Source organism: Alicycliphilus sp. T452 (assembly GCF_054512775.1).
In genome coordinates this window covers 84,034-102,827 of sequence record NZ_JBTNEH010000015.1, presented here as the reverse complement: position 1 = coordinate 102,827, position 18,794 = coordinate 84,034, and the positions used below count along the sequence as shown (strand labels likewise).

The following is an 18,794-nucleotide window of genomic DNA, read 5'->3' as shown; positions in this document are numbered from 1 at the left end:
AGCAAATCCCCCAACAAGCAGCAGTCCGCAAGAACGTTTTTTGCGGATTCCGGGCGACCCGACTCATTTCGGAGAACCCAGTGCTTTCGTCTCTCAAGGCAGCTTTCCCGCCAGCCATCCTGGCGCTCGCAGACGGCACGGTCTTTATCGGCAATTCCATCGGTAGCATCGGCACCACCGTCGGCGAAGTGGTGTTCAACACCGCCATGACCGGCTACCAGGAAATCCTCACAGACCCCAGCTACTGCCAGCAAATCGTCACCCTGACCTATCCGCACATTGGCAACTACGGTGTCAATGACGAGGACATGGAGTCCGCCAAGGTGCAGGCCGCCGGCCTGGTCATTCGCGACCTGCCGCTGGTGGCCAGCAATTTCCGCGCGCAGCAGACCCTGCCCGAGTTCCTGAACGCCCAGGGCACGGTGGCCATTGCCAACATCGATACCCGCAAGCTCACGCGCCTGCTGCGCGAGAAGGGCGCGCAAAACGGCGCCATCGTCGGCCTGGCGGCCGGCGAGGCCGCCACGCCCGGGCGCATCGCCGCGGCCGTGGCCGCCGCGCAGAAGGCCCCCGGCATGAGCGGGCTGGACCTGGCCAAGGTGGTCAGCACCCCGAAGCCCTATGTCTGGGAGCAGACCGAGTGGACGCTGGGCAAGGGTTTCGGCCGCGTCGAGGAGCCGCGCTTTCATGTCGTGGCCTATGACTTCGGCGTCAAGCGCAACATCCTGCGCATGCTGGCCGAGCGCGGCTGCAAGCTCACCGTGGTGCCCGCGCAGACCACGGCGCAGGAGGCGCTGGCGCTCAGGCCCGACGGCATCTTCCTGTCCAACGGCCCCGGCGATCCGGAGCCCTGCACCTACGCCATCGAGGCCACGCGCGCCTTCCTGGCGGCCGGCATCCCGCTCTTCGGCATCTGCCTGGGCCACCAGATCATGGCACTGGCCCTGGGCGCGCAGACCTTCAAGATGCCCCATGGCCACCATGGCGGCAACCATCCCGTGAAGACCCTGGCCAGCGGCCACGTGTGCATCACCAGCCAGAACCACGGCTTCGCCGTCGAGGCGGCCACGCTGCCGGCCGGCGTGCGCGCCACCCACGTCAGCCTGTTCGACGGCACGCTGCAGGGCCTGGAGTGCACCGACAAGCCCGCCTTCAGCTTCCAGGGCCACCCCGAGGCTGCACCCGGCCCGAACGACATCGGCCACCTGTTCGACCGCTTCATGGCATCCATGGCAGCAGCAGCCCAGGAGAAGAAATAATGCCCAAGCGCACAGACATCCAAAGCATCCTCATCATCGGCGCCGGCCCCATCATCATCGGCCAGGCCTGCGAGTTCGACTATTCCGGCGTGCAGGCCTGCAAGGCGCTGCGCGAGGAGGGCTACCGCGTCATCCTGATCAACAGCAACCCCGCGACGATCATGACCGACCCGGCCACGGCCGACGTGACCTACATCGAGCCCATCACCTGGCAGACGGTCGAGAAGATCATCGCCAAGGAGCGGCCCGACGCCATCCTGCCCACCATGGGCGGCCAGACGGCGCTCAACTGCGCGCTGGACCTGTGGCGCAACGGCGTGCTGAACAAGTACCGCGTGGAGCTCATCGGCGCCAAGCCCGAGGCCATCGACAAGGCCGAGGACCGCCTGAAGTTCAAGGACGCGATGACGCGCATCGGCCTCGAATCCGCGCGCTCCGGTATCGCGCACAGCATGGACGAGGCCTGGGCCGTGCAGAAGAACGTGGGCTTTCCCACGGTGATCCGCCCCAGCTTCACGCTGGGTGGCACGGGCGGCGGCATCGCCTACAACCCCGAGGAATTCGAGACCATCTGCAAGCGCGGCCTGGAGGCATCGCCCACCAACGAGCTGCTGATCGAGGAGTCGCTGCTGGGCTGGAAAGAGTACGAGATGGAGGTGGTGCGCGACAAGGCGGACAACTGCATCATCGTCTGCTCGATCGAGAACCTCGACCCCATGGGCGTGCACACGGGCGACTCCATCACGGTGGCGCCGGCGCAGACGCTGACCGACCGCGAGTACCAGATCCTGCGCGACGCCAGCATCGCCGTGCTGCGCGAGATCGGGGTGGACACCGGCGGCTCCAACGTGCAGTTCTCGGTCAACCCCAAGGACGGGCGCATGATCGTCATCGAGATGAACCCGCGCGTGTCGCGCTCCTCGGCGCTGGCCTCCAAGGCCACGGGCTTCCCGATCGCCAAGGTGGCGGCCAAGCTGGCCGTGGGCTACACGCTTGACGAGCTGCGCAACGACATCACGGGCGGCGCCACGCCGGCTTCGTTCGAGCCCACCATCGACTACGTGGTCACCAAGATCCCGCGCTTCGCGTTCGAGAAATTCCCCGCCGCCGACTCGCGCCTCACCACGCAGATGAAGAGCGTGGGCGAGGTCATGGCCATGGGCCGCACGTTCCAGGAGTCCTTCCAGAAGGCGCTGCGCGGCCTGGAAGTGGGCGTGGACGGCATGAACGAGAAGACCCAGGACCGCGAACTCCTGGAGAAGGAGCTCGGCGAGCCCGGCCCCGAGCGCATCTGGTATGTGGGCGATGCCTTCGCCCAGGGCATGTCGGTCGACGAGGTGTTCGAGCTCACGAAGATCGACCGCTGGTTCCTGGTGCAGATCGAGCAGATCGTGAAGATCGAGCTCGACCTGGACAAGCTCTACGCCGACAAGGGCGACGCCGCGCTGGCCGCGCTCGATGCCGCGACGCTGCGCGCGCTCAAGCAGAAGGGCTTCTCCGACCGGCGCCTGGCCAAGCTGCTGCACACCAGCGAGAAGGCCGTGCGCGACGCGCGCCGCGCGCTCAACGTGCGCCCGGTCTACAAGCGCGTGGACACCTGCGCGGCCGAGTTCCCGACCAACACCGCCTACATGTATTCCACCTACGACGAGGAATGCGAGGCGGCTCCCACCGGCAAGAAGAAGATCATGGTGCTGGGCGGCGGCCCGAACCGCATCGGCCAGGGCATCGAGTTCGACTACTGCTGCGTGCACGCGGCCCTCGCCATGCGCGAGGACGGCTACGAGACCATCATGGTCAACTGCAACCCCGAGACCGTGTCCACCGACTACGACACGTCCGACCGCCTGTACTTCGAGCCGCTCACGCTCGAGGACGTGCTGGAGATCGTGGACAAGGAAAAGCCCGAGGGCGTGATCGTGCAATACGGCGGCCAGACGCCGCTGAAACTCGCGCTGGGCCTGGAGGCCGAGGGCGTGCCCATCATCGGCACCACGCCCGACATGATCGACGCGGCCGAGGACCGCGAGCGCTTCCAGAAGCTGCTGGGCGACCTGGGCCTGCGCCAGCCGCCCAACGCCACGGCCCGCACCGAGGCCGAGGCCCTGGAGAAGGCCGCCGCCCTGGGCTATCCGCTGGTGGTGCGCCCCAGCTACGTGCTCGGCGGCCGCGCCATGGAGATCGTGCACGAGCAGCGCGACCTGGAGCGCTACATGCGCGAGGCCGTGAAGGTCTCCAACGACTCGCCCGTGCTGCTGGACCGCTTCCTCTCCAACGCCATCGAGTGTGACGTGGACTGCGTGCGCGATGCTACCGGAGCGGTGTTCATCGGCGGCGTGATGGAGCACATCGAGCAGGCCGGCGTGCACTCGGGCGACTCGGCCTGTTCGCTGCCGCCGTACTACCTCAAGGCCGAGACGGTGGCCGAGATCAAGCGCCAGACCACGGCCATGGCCCATGGCCTGAACGTCGTCGGCCTGATGAACGTGCAGTTCGCGATCCAGGAGACCGATGCGGGCGACGTGATCTACGTGCTGGAGGTGAACCCGCGCGCCAGCCGCACCGTGCCCTTCGTGAGCAAGGCCACGGGCATCCAGCTGGCCAAGGTCGCGGCGCGCTGCATGGCCGGCCAGAGCCTGGCGAGCCAGGGCGTGACCCGCGAGGTCACGCCGCCGTACTTCAGCGTGAAGGAGGCCGTGTTCCCGTTCGTGAAGTTCCCCGGCGTGGACACCATCCTCGGCCCCGAGATGAAGTCCACCGGCGAGGTCATGGGCGTGGGCACGACCTTCGGCGAGGCCTTCGTCAAGAGCCAGCTCGGCGCCGGCACGCGCCTGCCGCGCTCGGGCAAGGTGTTCCTGACCGTGAAGAACGCGGACAAGCCGCGCGCCGTATCCATCGCTCGCGACCTGGCGGCCATGGGCTTCGAGCTGCTGGCCACCAAGGGCACGGCCGCCGCGATCGCCGAGGCCGGCGTGTCCGTGCAGGTGGTCAACAAGGTCACCGAGGGCCGGCCGCACATCGTGGACATGATCAAGAACGACGAGATCGCCATGGTCATCAACACGGTGGAGGAGCGCCGCAACGCCATCGCCGACTCGCGCGCCATCCGCACCAGCTCGCTGGCCGCGCGCGTGACCACGTTCACGACCATCTTCGGCGCCGAGGCGGCCGTCGAGGGCATGAAGCACCTCGACACGCTCGACGTGTACTCGGTGCAGGAACTGCACGCGCGCCTTGCCGCCGCGGCCTGAGTCCCGTGCCGGGTTGCGACGGATGATTGCCGCGGCAAACGCGGCATAATCCATCCATCACTGAATACCGCCGCGCGGCAACGCGCGGCGGTTTGCTTTTTGCTTCTGGAATCCGGAGACTGACCCATGGCCACCATTCCCATCACCAAGCGCGGCGCCGAACAACTCAAGCAGGAACTGCACCGGCTCAAGACCGTCGAACGGCCCGCCGTGATCAACGCCATCGCCGAGGCGCGCGCCCAGGGCGACCTGAGCGAGAACGCCGAGTACGAGGCCGCCAAGGACCGCCAGGGCTTCATCGAGGGCCGCATCCTCGAGATCGAGGGCAAGCTGTCGGCGGCTCAGATCATCGACCCGTCCGCGCTGGACGCCGGCGGCCGCGTGGTCTTCGGCGCCACCGTGGAGCTTGCGGACGAGGACTCGGGCGAGGCCGTCAGGTACCAGATCGTGGGCGAGGACGAGGCCGACCTCAAGCACGGTCTGATCAACGTGTCCAGCCCCATCGCCCGCGCCCTGATCGGCAAGGAGGAGGGCGACACCGCCGAGGTGCAGGCCCCGGGCGGCGTGCGCCGCTACGAGGTCGTGTCGGTGAGCTACGTCTGACCATGGGCGCGCGCTTGCCGGTCCTCGCGGCCGCGCTGTGGTGGGGCAGCCTGTCGGCCATCGGCTTCGTGGCCGTGCCGCTGCTGTTCGCCCACCTGCCCACGCCGGCGATGGCGGGAAACATGGCGGCACGCCTGTTCGAGGCGCAGACTTACATTTCCATAGCGTGCTGCGCGCTGCTGCTGGTCATTTCCAAGAAAAAACATGCTGAAAAGCCCGAGGAGTGGGCGCAAGCAGCTATGGTTTTCGTGATCGCGGGCCTGCTGCTGGCCCTGCTGGTGCAGTACGGCGTGGCGCCGCGCATCGTCGCCCGCCAGAACCTGCGCCTGTGGCATGGCGCGGGCAGCGCCATGTATGCGCTGCAGTGGCTGTGCGCGCTGCGCGTGCTGTGGAGCACCGCGCGCTCCTAGTCATTCGCGCCAGTGCTCGGCCACCCAGGGGGCGGGCTCGATATGGCGAAAGCGCCGGTTGCGCCGGCCGGCCAGGGCGTCGGGCGGGTTGCATTCCCCGTGGAAGATCACGACGCGCGCACCCTGGGGCACGAAGGGCGGCTTCCAGTAGTTCGCGGGCCAGCGCGGTATGCAGTGGTACTTGAAGCTGGGGCACCAGTCCTGGGGCCAGTAGGCGAGCTTGCCCTGCCTGTGCAGCATGTCGGACAGGTAGGCCTGCTCGTTGCGGAACCGGCGGCGGATCTCCTCGAAGTGGCCGCGGAAGTACTCCAGCACGTCCGGGTGCGCCCCCAGCTCGAAGCGGTACACCGATGAGTTGCCGGTGATGCGCCAGGGCCGCTTGTAGTCGTGGATGATGAGGAACTCGCCGGGCTGGGTGAAGAAATCGTCGAGCGGCCCCACCACCACCACGTCCACGTCCAGGAACAGGGCCGTGCCCTTGAGGCCGTACAGGTCGGCGGCAAAGGTGGCCAGCTTGTTCCAGCCGCGCTCGGGGATGCCGGAGGGCAGCTTCAGCGGCGGAATCGGCAGGCACTGCACCTCGTTCCTGATGTCCATGGTGTCGTCCGTCAGGCAGACGAAGTTGAAGTCGCCGGAAAGGTGGCGGCGCACCATGGCGTAGAGCCGGTTGACGTACTCGGGGCCGTACTTCGTGCCCCACTTCATGCAGATCACATGGCGCTGCGGCGCGGCGGGGGCGGCCATCAGTCCGCCTGGCCCTTCTTGACCGATTTCTTCTTGGGCTTGGCGCGCTTGACCTGCCCGCCGCTGGTCAGGCGCTGGTTGCCCAGCACGCGCAGCTGCTTGACCTCGGGGCGCTGGCCGGGGCGGCCGAACTTGAGCACCTTCACGTCGCGCGGGCCGGGCTTGCGGTCCTCGTCCGCGGCCTTCTGCTTCTGGGCGACGGGGCGCCACAGCACCAGCAGCTTGCCGATGTGCTGTATGGGCGCCGCGCCCAGGTCATGGGCCAGCTGCTGGTACATCGCCTCGCGCGCCGCGCGGTCGTCGTTGAACACGCGCACCTTGATCAGGCCGTGGGCGGCGAGCGCCGCATCGACCTCCTTTTGCACGGCGGGCGTGAGGCCGTCCCCTCCGATCAGGACCACGGGGTCCAGGTGGTGGGCATTGGCGCGGTGTTCCCGGCGCTCGGCCGGGGTCAGTTGAATTTGGGGCATGGCCGTATTATCTCAACCGCATGAAAGTCAAGACAAAAAGCAAGAAGGTGAACAAGGCGTGGCTCAACGACCATGTCAACGACACCTATGTGAAGCTCGCCCAGAAGGAGGGCTACCGCGCCCGCGCGGCCTACAAGCTCAAGGAGATCGACGAGCAGTTCGGGCTCATCAAGCCGGGCCACGTGGTGGTGGACCTGGGGTCGTCCCCGGGCGCATGGAGCCAGTACGTGCGCAGGCGCCTGTCGCCGGGGGGCGCCGCCATGGGGCAGCTGGACGGCACCATCATCTCGCTGGACATCCTGCCCATGGAGCCCATCGAGGGCGTGGCCTTCCTGCAGGGGGACTTCCGCGACGAGGAGGTGCTCGCGCGCCTGCAGCAGGCGGTGCAGGGCCGCCCTGTGGACGTGGTGGTGTCGGACATGGCGCCCAACCTTTCGGGCGTGGAGTCGGTCGATGCCGTGCGCATCGCCCACCTGATCGAGCTGGCCGTCGATTTCGCGGTGCACCATCTCAAGCCCGACGGCGCGCTGGTCGTCAAGCTGTTCCACGGCAGCGGCTACACCCAGCTGGTGCAGTTGTTCAAGGACACCTTCCGCGTGGTCAAGCCGGTCAAGCCCAAGGCGTCGCGGGACAAGTCGTCGGAGACTTTTCTGCTGGGGATCGGGCTCAAGGGTTGACCATGGGCCATGCCGGGGTTAATGGTCCCTGGACCAGGGTTGAAACGCCTAAAATGAACCCCAATTGCGCCAGGACGCCTGCATGACGCCGTCATGGCCGTTCACCCTTTCTGAATCTGGAGCCCCGCTTGAACAATCAGTGGTTTTCAAAAGTCGCCGTCTGGCTGGTCATTGCCATGGTGCTCTTCACGGTGTTCAAACAGTTCGACACCCGGGTGGGCGCGGGCGCGGGCTCCATCGGCTATTCCGAGTTCCTGGAGGATGTGCGCAGCCACCGCATCAAGAGCGTCACGATCCAGGAGGGGCCCGGCGGCGCCACCGAGATCCTGGCCACGACCAACGATGACCGCCGCATCCGCACCACGGCCACCTACCTGGACCGCGGCCTCGTGGGCGACCTGATCAACAACAACGTCAAGTTCGACGTCAAGCCGCGCGAGGAGGGGTCGCTGCTCATGACCCTGCTGGTCAGCTGGGGCCCCATGCTGCTGCTCATCGGCGTGTGGGTGTACTTCATGCGCCAGATGCAGGGCGGCGGCAAGGGCGGCGCGTTCAGCTTCGGCAAGAGCAAGGCGCGCATGCTCGACGAGAACAACAACACCGTCACCTTCGCCGACGTCGCGGGCTGCGACGAGGCCAAGGAAGAGGTCAAGGAGGTCGTGGACTTTCTCAAGGACCCGCAGAAGTTCCAGAAGCTCGGCGGCCGCATCCCGCGCGGCCTGCTGCTGGTCGGCCCGCCGGGCACCGGCAAGACGCTGCTGGCCAAGTCCATCGCGGGCGAGGCCAAGGTGCCGTTCTTCAGCATCTCGGGCTCGGACTTCGTCGAGATGTTCGTCGGCGTGGGCGCGGCCCGCGTGCGCGACATGTTCGAGAACGCCAAGAAGAACGCCCCCTGCATCATCTTCATCGACGAAATCGACGCCGTGGGCCGCCAGCGTGGCGCGGGCCTGGGGGGAGGAAACGACGAGCGCGAGCAGACGCTGAACCAGATGCTCGTGGAGATGGACGGCTTCGAGACCAACCTGGGCGTGATCGTGGTGGCCGCCACCAACCGCCCCGACATCCTCGACGCGGCCCTGCTGCGCCCCGGCCGTTTCGACCGCCAGGTCTACGTGACGCTGCCCGACATCCGCGGCCGCGAGCAGATCCTGAACGTGCACATGCGCAAGATCCCCGTGGGCCAGGACGTGAACCCCGCCATCATCGCGCGCGGCACGCCCGGCATGTCCGGTGCCGACCTGGCCAACCTGTGCAACGAGGCTGCCCTGATGGCCGCGCGCCGCAATGCGCGCACCGTGGAGATGCAGGACTTCGAGAAGGCCAAGGACAAGATCATCATGGGCCCCGAGCGCAAGAGCATGGTCATGCCCGAGGAGGAGCGGCGCAACACCGCCTACCACGAGGCCGGCCACGCGCTCATCGGCAAGCTTCTTCCGAAGTGCGACCCCGTGCACAAGGTCACCATCATCCCGCGCGGCCGCGCCCTGGGCGTGACCATGAGCCTGCCCGAGAAAGACCGCTATTCCTACGACAAGGAGTACATGCTCAACCAGATCGCCATGCTGTTCGGCGGCCGCATCGCCGAAGAGGTGTTCATGCACCAGATGACCACGGGCGCTTCCAACGACTTCGAGCGCGCCACCAACCTGGCGCGCGACATGGTGATGAAGTACGGCATGAGCGAGGCGCTGGGCCCCATGGTGTACGCCGAGAACGAGGGCGAGGTGTTCCTGGGCCGCTCGGTCACCAAGACCACCAACATCAGCGAAGAGACCATGCAGAAGGTGGACGCCGAGGTGCGCCGCATCATCGACGAGCAATATGCCCTGGCCCGCAAGCTGATCGAGGACAACCAGGACAAGATGCACGCCATGGCCAAGGCCATGCTCGAGTGGGAGACCATCGACGCCGAGCAGCTCGACGACATCATGGCCGGCCGCGCGCCCCGTCCCCCGAAGGACTGGACGCCGCGCACTCCCTCGTCGGGTGGCGACGGCTCCGGTGGCGGCACCCCTGCGGTGAAGCCCGATCCTGCACCGTCGGCGGCCTGATCGCCGCGCCATGCGTCCAACGGGGCCTCGTGCCCCGTTTTGCCGTCTACCGGCCCGCCTCCCCACCATGCTCTGGCAAACCTCCCGCTTCGACCTGGATCTGGCGCGCCCGCGGGTCATGGGGATCGTCAACGTCACGCCCGACTCCTTCTCCGATGGCGGCCGGCACGCCGGTACGCAGGCCGCGCTGCGCCACTGCGAGCGGTTGCTGGAGGAGGGCGCCGACATCCTCGACATCGGCGGCGAGTCCACCCGCCCCGGCAGCCCGGCCGTGCCCCTGGCCGAGGAGCTCGAACGCGTCGTGCCGCTGGTGCGCGAGGCCGTGCGCCTGGGCGCCCCCATTTCCGTCGATACCTACAAGCCCGAGGTCATGCAGGCCGTGCTGGACCTGGGGGCCGACATCGTCAACGACATCTGGGCCCTGCGCCGCCCCGGGGCGGCGCAGGTCGTCGCGCGCCATGCGCGCTGCGGCGTGTGCCTGATGCACATGCACCGCGACCCGCAGACCATGCAAAGCGCCCCCATGGAGGGCGACGTGGTGCCCCAGGTGCTCTCGTTCCTGGAGCGCTCGGCGCTGGACCTGCGGGCCCTGGGGGTCGAAAGATCCCGCATCGTGCTGGACTGCGGCATCGGCTTCGGCAAGACCGTGGAGCAGAACTTCGCGCTGCTCGCGCGCCAGCAGGAACTGCTGGCCCTGGGCTATCCGCTGCTGGCCGGCTGGTCGCGCAAGTCGTCGCTGGGCAGCGTCACGGGCCTGCCCGTGCAGGAGCGCCTGGCGCCCAGCGTCGCGGCCGCGGTGCTGGCCGTGGAGCGGGGCGCGCGCATCGTGCGCGTGCACGACGTGCGCGAGACCGTCGCGGCCCTGGCCGTCTGGCAGGCGGTGCAATCACAAAGCCATGGCGCAGCCCGCGCGGATGCGCCGCCAACACCCATCGACAAGGAAGAACCAGGCCATGACGCGTAAATATTTCGGCACCGACGGCATCCGCGGCACGGTGGGGCAAGCCCCCATCACTCCCGACTTCGTGCTGCGCCTGGCGCATGCCGTGGGGCGCGTGCTGCGCCGCTCCGAGGAGCGCCCCACGGTGCTGATCGGCAAGGACACGCGCATCTCGGGCTACATGCTCGAAGCGGCGCTGGAGTCGGGCTTCAATTCGGCCGGCGTGGACGTGATCCTGCTCGGGCCGCTGCCCACGCCCGGCGTGGCCTACCTCACGCGCGCGCAGCGCGCCAGCCTGGGGGTGGTCATCAGCGCCAGCCACAACCCGTACCCCGACAACGGCATCAAGTTCTTCAGCGCCCAGGGCGCGAAGCTGCCCGACGCATGGGAGCAGGAGGTGGAGGCCGCGATGGACGAGCCGCCCGTGTGGGCCGATTCCGCGACGCTCGGCAAGACGCGCAGGCTCGACGACGCGGCGGGCCGCTACATCGAGTTCTGCAAGAGCACCTTCGCGCACGACCTCACGCTGCGCGGCCTGAAGATCGTGGTGGATGCCGCCCATGGCGCTGCCTACCACATCGCGCCCAAGGTGTTCCATGAACTGGGCGCCGACGTCGTCGCCATCGGCTGTGCGCCCGATGGCCTGAACATCAACCACGAGGTGGGCGCCACGCACCCGGAGGCGCTGGTGCGCGCCGTGCGCGCCAACCACGCGGACTTCGGCATCGGGCTCGATGGCGATGCCGACCGCCTGCAGATGGTGGACGCCGACGGGCGCCTGTACAACGGCGACGAGCTGCTCTACCTCATGGCGGCCGACCGGCTGGCCCGCGACGAGCATGTGCCCGGCGTGGTGGGCACGCTGATGACCAACATGGCCGTGGAGGAGGCGCTGCTGCGCCGCGGCGTGAAGTTCGTGCGCGCCAAGGTCGGCGACCGCTACGTGCTGGAGGAGCTGCAGCGCCAGCGCTGGCTGCTGGGCGGCGAGGGCTCGGGGCATCTGCTGGTGCTGGACCGCCACACCACGGGCGATGGCCTGGTCAGCGCGCTGCAGGTGCTGCAGACCTGCGTGCGCAGCCAGAAGACGCTGGCGCATCTGCTGGCCGACGTGCCGCTGTTCCCGCAGGTGCTGCTCAACGTCCGGCTCAATCCGGGGCAGGACTGGAAGACCAATGACGCCCTGGCGCGCGCGACCAGCGAGGTGCAGGCCGACCTGGGCGGCAACGGCCGCGTGCTGGTGCGTGCCAGCGGCACCGAGCCCCTGCTGCGCGTGATGGTCGAGGCGCGCGACGCGGAACAGGCCAGCCGCTGTGCCCAGCGCCTGGCGGATGCGGCCCGCGCGGGGTGAGCAAGGGGGCGATGGTGCTCTTGAAATAAGAGCTTATTGCGCTTGCCCCATGAGCGGTTGATGCGTTTTTTGCTTCAAAAAGCCTGGCGCAGCCGGTGCTGCTCCAGCTCCGCGGCCGGAAGGGGGCGGCTGAAGTAATAGCCCTGGGCCTCGTCGCAGCCCTGCTCGCGCAGGAAGGCCAGCTGGTCCGCCGTCTCCACGCCTTCGGCCGTGGTGCGCATGCCCAGGGCCTGGGCCATGCGGATGATGGCGCTGACGATGGCGCGGTCGTTGCCGTCGTGGTCCAGGTCGCGCACGAACGACTGGTCGATCTTCAAGCGGTAGATCTGGAAGCGCTTGAGCTGGCTGAGCGACGAATAGCCCGTGCCGAAGTCGTCCATGGACAGCCGCACCCCCATGGCGTGCAGCTGCTCCATGCTGGCGATGGCCGTGTGGGGGTCGTCCACGGCCACGTTCTCGGTCAGCTCCAGCTCCAGCATGGGGGCGGCGATGCGGTGTTCGCCGAGCAGCTGCTCCACCAGCTGCGGCAATTGAGGCTGGCGCAGCTGCGTGGCCGACAGGTTCACGGCCATGGTCAGCTGCGGCAGCCCCGCTGTATGCCAGGCCTGCAGCTGGGCGAGGGCGGTGCGCAGCACCCACTCGCCGATGGGCAGGATCAGGCCGCTGTCCTCGGCCACGGGGATGAATTCGGTCGGCGAGACCGCGCCCAGCTCGGGATGGCTCCAGCGCAGCAGGGCCTCCACGCCGTGCACGGCGCCCGTGGCGAGCGAGACCTGCGGCTGGTAGTGCAGCGAGAACTGGCCGCGCTCCAGCGCGCGGCGCAGGGCGTTGGTCAGCTGCAGGGCGCGCGCCGACTGTTCCTGCATCTGCGGCGTGAAGAAGCGAAAACTGTTGCGCCCGGCGGCCTTGGCGCGGTACATGGCGGTGTCGGCGCACTGGATCAGCGTCTCGAAGTCGCTGCCGTGCTCGGGAAACAGGGCGATGCCCATGGACAGGGCGAGCGACAGCTCGTGGTGGCCCACCTGCACCGGCTGCATGGCGGCCGCCTGCATCTTGGCGGCCACGCGCGCCGCGCCCTGGGCGTTGGCGCGCGGCAGCAGCAGCACGAACTCGTCGCCGCCCAGGCGCGCCACGGTGTCGCGCTCGCGCACGGTGCCCTGCAGGCGCCGGGCGATCTCCATCAGCAGGGCATCGCCCACGCGGTGGCCCAGCGAATCGTTGACATGCTTGAAGTTGTCCAGGTCGAGGAACATCACGGCCAGCGGCGTGCCGTTTTCCTGCGCCAGGCGGATGGCCCCCTCGCCCCGTTCGGCCAGCAGTACGCGGTTGGGCAGCTGCGTCAGGGCGTCGTAGTGTGCCATCCGGTAGATGCGCTCCTGGTCGCTGCGGCGGTCTTCGATCTCGCGCTGCAGCCTGCTCACCATGGCGCTGTCGAGCAGGGCCTGGGCATGCCTTTGCGCGTCGATGTCGTCGATGATCCAGAGCGAGCCTTCGCCGCTGTCGTGCGGGTTGATCAGCCGCGCCGTCAGGTGCGCCCAGAACAGGCGGCCGTCGCTGCGCCTGAGCTGGCGCTTGGCGCGGTAGGCCTGCCCCCGGGAGAGGACCGGGAATGCCGCGCGCCCGAGTTCGCGGAAAGCGGCGCGGCTGGGGTGCAGGCCTTCGCTGCTGCGCCCCACGGCCTCTTCGGGCGAGGACAGGCCGAAGATCTCGGCGCAGCGCTGGTTGCAGCGCAGCACCGTGCGGCTGCGGATGAAGGCGATGCCCACCCCGGCGCTGTCCAGCAGCGTCTGCTGTTCGCGCAGGATGCGTTGAAGCGCCGTGGAGGAGGCCAGCCCGGGCGCGAGGGCGGCGAGGGGGTGGGACATGGACGAGAGTCCAGAGGGTTGATGAACGTAAACCGCTATTTGTACCAAATTGTATAGAGCTCCAACCCTATTCCTTGCTGCCGTAAAGGAATAGACGCATCGGCGGATCCGTTCGACACGGCGCCGACACGGGCCCGGCACCGCGATGCCAGGTACTGCCGGTGCGGCGGCAGGCGCTGCTGTCACGCGCCTGTCACCTGCAGGGCAAATACTGGCCGGCAACGTTCGTTACCTGCTTGAAGCCATGCCCCCTTTCCAGCCTTCGCCCGCCCCCGCTGAATCCGTGGAGGGGCGGGACGCGGAAGAGGCGGCCGGGCGCGCCGCGGACAAGGCGCCGGCGCCCGCGCACCCGTTCCATCCGCTCGACCGCGACCACAGCATCCTGGCGTTCAACGAGCGCGTGCTGGACTGGGCCGTCCGCGAGGACGTGCCGCTGCTCGAGCGCCTGCGCTACCTGTGCATCGTCTCGTCCAACCTGGACGAGTTCTTCGAGGTGCGGGCCGCGGCCCACCTGGCGGCGGCCGAGGGCGGGGACGCCAAGGAGGGCTACAGCCTGCACTCCTTCGAGGCCCTGGCCGTCAAGGCCCACGACCTAGTGGAGCGGCAGTATGCGCTGTACAACGGTTCGCTGATTCCCGCCTTCGCGGCGCGCGGCATACGCATCGTCTCGCATGGCGAGCGCACGGCCGCGCAGCGGCGCTGGGTGCGCGAGTACTTCCGGCGCGACGTGCGGCCGCTGCTGATCCCCGTGGGGCTGGACCCGGCCCATCCGTTTCCGCAGGTGGCGAACAAGTCGCTGAACTTCATCGTCCGCTTGCGCGGGAGCGACGCCTTCGGGCGCGAGAACGAGATCGCCATCGTCAAGGTGCCGCGCGCGCTGCCGCGCATCATGCGCCTGCCGCAGCAGGTGGCCCCGGCGGGCGTGCAGTTCGTCAGTCTCTCCAGCATCATCCGCACGCACCTGGCGGACCTGTTCCCGGGGCGGGAGGTGTGCGAGTTCTCGCAGTTCCGCGTGACGCGCCATTCGGACCTGGCGGTGGACGAGGAAGACGTGCGCAGCCTGCGCACCGTGCTGCGCCAGGGCCTGCAGCACCGCCATTACGGGCAGGCCGTGCGGCTGGAGGTGTCGTCCGGCTGCTCGCGCTTCCTCTCGGACTTCCTGCAGTCGCAGTTCGGGCTGCCCGCCGCGGCCCTGTACCGGGTGCAGGGGCCGGTCAACCTGGTGCGGCTGGCGCAGATGGTGGACCTCGTGAACGACCCGGCGCTGCTGTTCCCGCCCTGGCGCCCGGCGTGGCCGGCGCGGCTGCCGCGCTCCGCGTCGGTCATGGCCGAGATGCGCCGGCGCGACCTGCTCATCCACCAGCCGTTCGAGAGCTTCGAGGGCGTGGTGGCCTTCCTGCGCGAGGCGGTGAACGACCCCCAGGTGCTGGCGATCAAGCAGACCATCTACCGCACGGGCGCGGACTCCGAGCTCATGGAGCTGCTGCGCGAGGCGGTGCGCCGCGGCAAGGAGGTGACGGCCGTGGTGGAGCTCAAGGCGCGCTTCGACGAAGAGGCCAACATCAACTGGGCCGAGGCGCTGGAGTCGATCGGCGCACAGGTGGTCTACGGTGTCGTGGGCCTCAAGACCCACGCCAAGATGCTGCTGGTGACGCGGCGCGAGGGCAGCCGCCTGCGGCGCTACGGCCACCTGTCCACCGGCAACTACAACCCGCGCACCGCGCGCCTGTACACCGACATCAGCTACCTGACGGCCAACGCCGAACTCACGGCGGACATGGACGCGGTCTTCGACCACCTGGCCAACCAGAACCGCCTGCCCAGGCTGCGGCAGCTCGTGATCGCGCCGTTCGCGCTGCACGGCTTCCTGATCGGCAGGATAGACGCCGTGGGCCTTGCGGCCGAGCGGGGCGAAGGCGGCCGCATCGTGGCCAAGATGAATGCGCTGACGGACGCCGCCCTGATGCAGGCGCTCATGCGTGCCGCGCAGCGCGGCGCGCGCGTGGACCTCATCGTGCGCGGCGCCTGCATGCTGCCCGCGGGCGTGCCCGGGGTGACCGACAACATACGCGTGCGCTCGGTCATAGGGCGGTTCCTAGAGCACACGCGCGTGTTCTATTTCCGCGGCGGCGCGAAGGAAGACCTGTACCTGTCCAGCGCGGACTGGATGAACCGCAACATGCTGCGCCGCGTGGAGCTGGCCTGGCCCGTGACCGACAGGAAGCTGCGCCAGCGCATCATCGACGAGTGCCTGGTGGCCTACCTGCACGACGACCGGGACGCATGGCGCCTGGAGCCCGGCGGCAGCTACCGCCGCGCGCCCCGCGCGCTGGACGGTCAGGGCGCCCAGAGCGCGCTCATGGCGCGCTACGCGCCCATGGCAGCGGGCGCATGACGGATCTCATACTGTGGCGCCACGCCGAGGCGGAAAACCTGCCCGGCGAAGACGGCGACCTGGAGCGGCCCCTGACGCCGCGCGGCGAGAAGCAGGCGGCCCGCATGGCCGTATGGCTGGACCGCCAGCTGCCCGACGGCCTGCGTGTGCTGGCCAGCCCGGCGCGCCGCACCGAGCAGACAGTCCGCACGCTGGGCCGCAAGTACAAGCTGCGGGCCGAACTGCTGCCCGGCGGCAGCTCCGACGACCTGCTGGAACTGGTCCAGTGGCCCCGCACGCGCGGCGCGGTGCTCGTCGTGGGCCACCAGCCCATGCTGGGCCAGGTGGTGGCGCGGCTGCTGGGCATGCGGGCGCAGGAATGCTCCATACGCAAGGGGGCGGTGTGGTGGCTGAGGCACCGGCAGAGGCAGGAGAGTGTCGAAACCATCCTGCTCGCGGTGCAGTCGCCGGATCATCTCTGAGGCGGATGTTGCTGGCCGGGACTCGCCCCGGCGGGCGACTTCCTTTCTTGCTCGTGCAAGAAAGGAAGCAAAGAACACGCCCCCAAGTCTGCGACCCCTACGCTGCGCTACGGGGCAAACCTGTGGCGTGGCCACAGGGGGGAACCGCCACACGGGCCATCGCTGCGCTCGGCCCCGCCTTCGCGGCGCGTAGCGCCCGCGCGATCCAGGCCGAGCGCAGCGATGGCCCGTGTCGCGGGTTCCCTTCTGGCCGTGCCGAGGAGCGCAGCGCATGGGGTGGGCATGGGCGTCGAAGCGCCCATGCTTCGTGAACTGACTTGCCGCATTTGTCCGAACGGAGCGCGCAGCGCGCAGTGAGTTATGCGGCACACCCCATGCGCGAGCACCGCAGGTTGCCCGCAGCGAAGCGAAGGGACACGGACAGCAGGGTCGCCTTTTCTTTGCTCACTTTCTTTTGGCGAAGCAAAAGAAAGTGAGTGCGCCGCCGGGCGCACATCCCGGCCAGCGCCATGAAAACCCACAACCCATACCAGAAAAGATAGCTGCAAGCGATTGCCAGACAAGCCCTGGAGCCAAATTCGTTCCAAAGACCAAATCACGAAAGATCAGCCACGAACTCCCAGGGCGTCTTCTGCCACGCGCACCCCTCCTCGCGCAGCAGATGCGCGGACTGGGGATAGCTGGCGGACCAGCCCTGGCGCGACCGCACGATGCAGCGGCGGCCCTCCAGGCGCAGGGTGATGCCCTCCACGTCGGGCGCGCGGCGCGCGTGGCACAGGGCCACGGCGGTGCGCAGGCACATGAGCTGCAGCGCGAACACCGGGTCGCCGAGGTCGGCGGCCTGCAGCTTGCGCAGCTTGCCGCGGTGCCCCAGCACCAGCAGGCTCAGGCGGTGGAGCTCGGGCAGCGCGAACCCGGCCGCGTCGGCGTGGTCGAGGATGTAGGCGCCGTGGTGGTGGTAGTCGCCGTGCGAGATGCGGCGGCCGATCTCGTGCAGGCGGGCGGCCCAACCGAGCTTGCGCGCGGCGCGCTCGCTGCCGGGCGGGGCGGCATCCGTGAAAAGGCGGCAGGCCAGCTGCGCGACGCGCTCGGCGTGCTCGTGGTCCACGGCGAAGCGCCGCATGAGCGCGCGCACGCTGTCCGAGCGCAGGTCGGTCTCCGGCTGCTCGCGGTCGAGCAGGTCGTAGAGGGCTCCCTGGCGCAGCGCGCCCTGGGCCACGGCCATCCGGTCTATGTCGAGCAGCTCGAAGACGGCCCGCACGATGCTCACGCCGCCGCCGATCACGGGGCGGCGGTCGTCCTTGAGCCCGTCCAGGCGCACACGGTCGACATGGCGCGCGCGCAGCAGCTGCTCCTGCAGCCATTCCAGGCCGTCGCGCCGGATCACTCCCTTTTCTCCCCCCGCAGCCGCGAGGATGGCGCCCACCGCGCCCACGGTCCCCGAGGCGCCGTAGGCCACGTCCCAGGCGCCGCGCTGGTAGCTGCCGATGGCCTCGTCCAGCACGGCCTTGGCCGCGGTCTCCGCGGATTCGAAGGCCTGCCGCGTGAGCGCGCCGTCGGCGAAATGGCGCGCCGACCAGGCGACGCTGCCCACGCGGCAGGACGCCACCGCGGCGGGCGTGAACTGCCGCCCCAGGATCAGCTCGGTCGAGCGGCCGCCGATGTCCACCACCAGCCGCCTTTCGTCGGATTGCGGCAGCAGCCGGGCGACGCCCTGGTAGATGAGCCGCGCCTCCTCGAGGCCGGAGACGATGTTGATGGGAAAGCCCAGGACCTCGCTGCCGCGCGCGATGAAGTCCTCGCGGTTGCGCGCCTCCCGCAGGGTCTGCGTGGCCACCGCGCGCACGTGGTGGCGCGGGAACCCGGCCAGGCGCTCGGCGAAGCGGGCAAGGCAGTCCCAGCCCCGCTGCATGGCGGCGGGCGTCAGGTTGCGGTCTTCGTCGAGGCCGCCGCCCTGGCGCACCGTTTCCTTGAGGTATTCGACGCGGTGGATCTGCCGATGGTCGAGGCGGCCGATTTCGAGACGAAAGCTGTTGGAGCCCAGGTCCACGGCCGCGAGCAATGTTCCGTCCTGCATGGGGATGCGTGCTGTGCGCGGGTTTTCAAGCACCGCAGCATAGCGCCCCGCGGGGCGTGGCGGCGCGGGGCAGGGCGGCTTGGAGGGGCATGGTGGAGTGGGTGTTTCGTGACCGGCGGCGGGAGCGTACGCGGCGTTTGCGACAGCCGCGTGACATGCCCGTGGCAGGGCTCAGGCGATGGCGGACGGGTGTCACGGCGATGTCACAAACGGCACCTAGAGTGGCGGCATCGAGTTTTTTCA

At 68.8% G+C, this 18,794-nt stretch carries 14 protein-coding genes; 10 read left to right on the top strand and 4 right to left on the bottom strand.

The window, feature by feature from the left end:
- Positions 1-80 precede the first annotated feature (80 nt).
- From carA to ACX12L_RS14395, 4 genes are all read left to right on the top strand, one after another.
- Entirely contained in the window at positions 81-1,259 is a 1,179-nt protein-coding gene (carA, locus tag ACX12L_RS14410) for a glutamine-hydrolyzing carbamoyl-phosphate synthase small subunit (protein ID WP_459263222.1), read from the top strand.
- Positions 1,259-4,510 (top strand): carbamoyl-phosphate synthase large subunit, encoded by a 3,252-nt coding sequence (gene carB, locus ACX12L_RS14405; RefSeq protein ID WP_459263221.1) that lies wholly within the window; start codon positions 1,259-1,261, stop codon positions 4,508-4,510. Before carA ends, carB begins: the two co-directional genes overlap by 1 nt.
- Positions 4,511-4,636: 126 nt before the next feature.
- Positions 4,637-5,113: a transcription elongation factor GreA gene (gene greA / locus ACX12L_RS14400; RefSeq protein WP_459263220.1), complete on the top strand. Its 477-nt coding sequence runs from the start codon at positions 4,637-4,639 to the stop codon at positions 5,111-5,113.
- Between the two features lie 2 nt (positions 5,114-5,115).
- A complete protein-coding gene (locus tag ACX12L_RS14395; protein ID WP_459263219.1) occupies positions 5,116-5,523 on the top strand; it encodes a DUF4149 domain-containing protein in 408 nt (135 codons plus the stop codon).
- On the opposite strand, the gene ACX12L_RS14390 is transcribed toward ACX12L_RS14395, so the two are convergent.
- Together ACX12L_RS14390 and ACX12L_RS14385 are read right to left on the bottom strand one after the other, a co-directional pair.
- The gene (locus tag ACX12L_RS14390; protein WP_459263218.1) at positions 5,524-6,267 is read right to left on the bottom strand and encodes a glycosyltransferase; all 744 of its coding nucleotides are present in this window, start codon (positions 6,265-6,267) and stop codon (positions 5,524-5,526) included.
- Positions 6,267-6,737 carry a YhbY family RNA-binding protein gene (locus ACX12L_RS14385; RefSeq protein WP_459263217.1) on the bottom strand — a complete coding sequence of 157 codons (471 nt, stop codon included), beginning with the start codon at positions 6,735-6,737 and terminating at the stop codon, positions 6,267-6,269. Before ACX12L_RS14385 ends, ACX12L_RS14390 begins: the two co-directional genes overlap by 1 nt.
- Positions 6,738-6,757: 20 nt before the next feature.
- Here ACX12L_RS14385 and ACX12L_RS14380 point away from each other — a divergent pair, with 20 nt between their 5' ends.
- From ACX12L_RS14380 to glmM, 4 genes are all read left to right on the top strand, one after another.
- Positions 6,758-7,414, top strand: a complete 657-nt coding sequence (locus ACX12L_RS14380; RefSeq protein WP_459263216.1) for an RlmE family RNA methyltransferase — start codon at positions 6,758-6,760, stop codon at positions 7,412-7,414.
- A gap of 128 nt (positions 7,415-7,542) precedes the next feature.
- Positions 7,543-9,465, top strand: coding sequence for an ATP-dependent zinc metalloprotease FtsH (gene ftsH / locus ACX12L_RS14375; RefSeq protein ID WP_459263215.1), 1,923 nt, complete (start codon positions 7,543-7,545; stop codon positions 9,463-9,465).
- Between the two features lie 67 nt (positions 9,466-9,532).
- Positions 9,533-10,429 carry a dihydropteroate synthase gene (folP, locus tag ACX12L_RS14370; RefSeq protein WP_459263214.1) on the top strand — a complete coding sequence of 299 codons (897 nt, stop codon included), beginning with the start codon at positions 9,533-9,535 and terminating at the stop codon, positions 10,427-10,429.
- Complete coding sequence (glmM, locus tag ACX12L_RS14365; RefSeq protein ID WP_459263213.1) at positions 10,419-11,753, top strand: phosphoglucosamine mutase; 1,335 nt, start codon at positions 10,419-10,421, stop codon at positions 11,751-11,753. Before folP ends, glmM begins: the two co-directional genes overlap by 11 nt.
- A gap of 74 nt (positions 11,754-11,827) precedes the next feature.
- On the opposite strand, the gene ACX12L_RS14360 is transcribed toward glmM, so the two are convergent.
- On the bottom strand, positions 11,828-13,618 hold the full coding sequence (locus ACX12L_RS14360; protein WP_459263212.1) for a putative bifunctional diguanylate cyclase/phosphodiesterase: 1,791 nt from the start codon (positions 13,616-13,618) through the stop codon (positions 11,828-11,830).
- 244 nt (positions 13,619-13,862) lie between these two features.
- Between ACX12L_RS14360 and ppk1 the strand changes: the two genes are divergently transcribed.
- A complete protein-coding gene (ppk1, locus tag ACX12L_RS14355) occupies positions 13,863-16,013 on the top strand; it encodes a polyphosphate kinase 1 (RefSeq protein ID WP_459263211.1) in 2,151 nt (716 codons plus the stop codon).
- Complete coding sequence (locus tag ACX12L_RS14350; RefSeq protein WP_459263210.1) at positions 16,010-16,474, top strand: SixA phosphatase family protein; 465 nt, start codon at positions 16,010-16,012, stop codon at positions 16,472-16,474. The genes ppk1 and ACX12L_RS14350 overlap by 4 nt, the downstream gene beginning before the upstream one ends.
- Before the next feature lie 595 nt (positions 16,475-17,069).
- On the opposite strand, the gene ACX12L_RS14345 is transcribed toward ACX12L_RS14350, so the two are convergent.
- Positions 17,070-18,551, bottom strand: a complete 1,482-nt coding sequence (locus ACX12L_RS14345; protein ID WP_459263209.1) for a Ppx/GppA phosphatase family protein — start codon at positions 18,549-18,551, stop codon at positions 17,070-17,072.
- Positions 18,552-18,794: the final 243 nt, after the last annotated feature.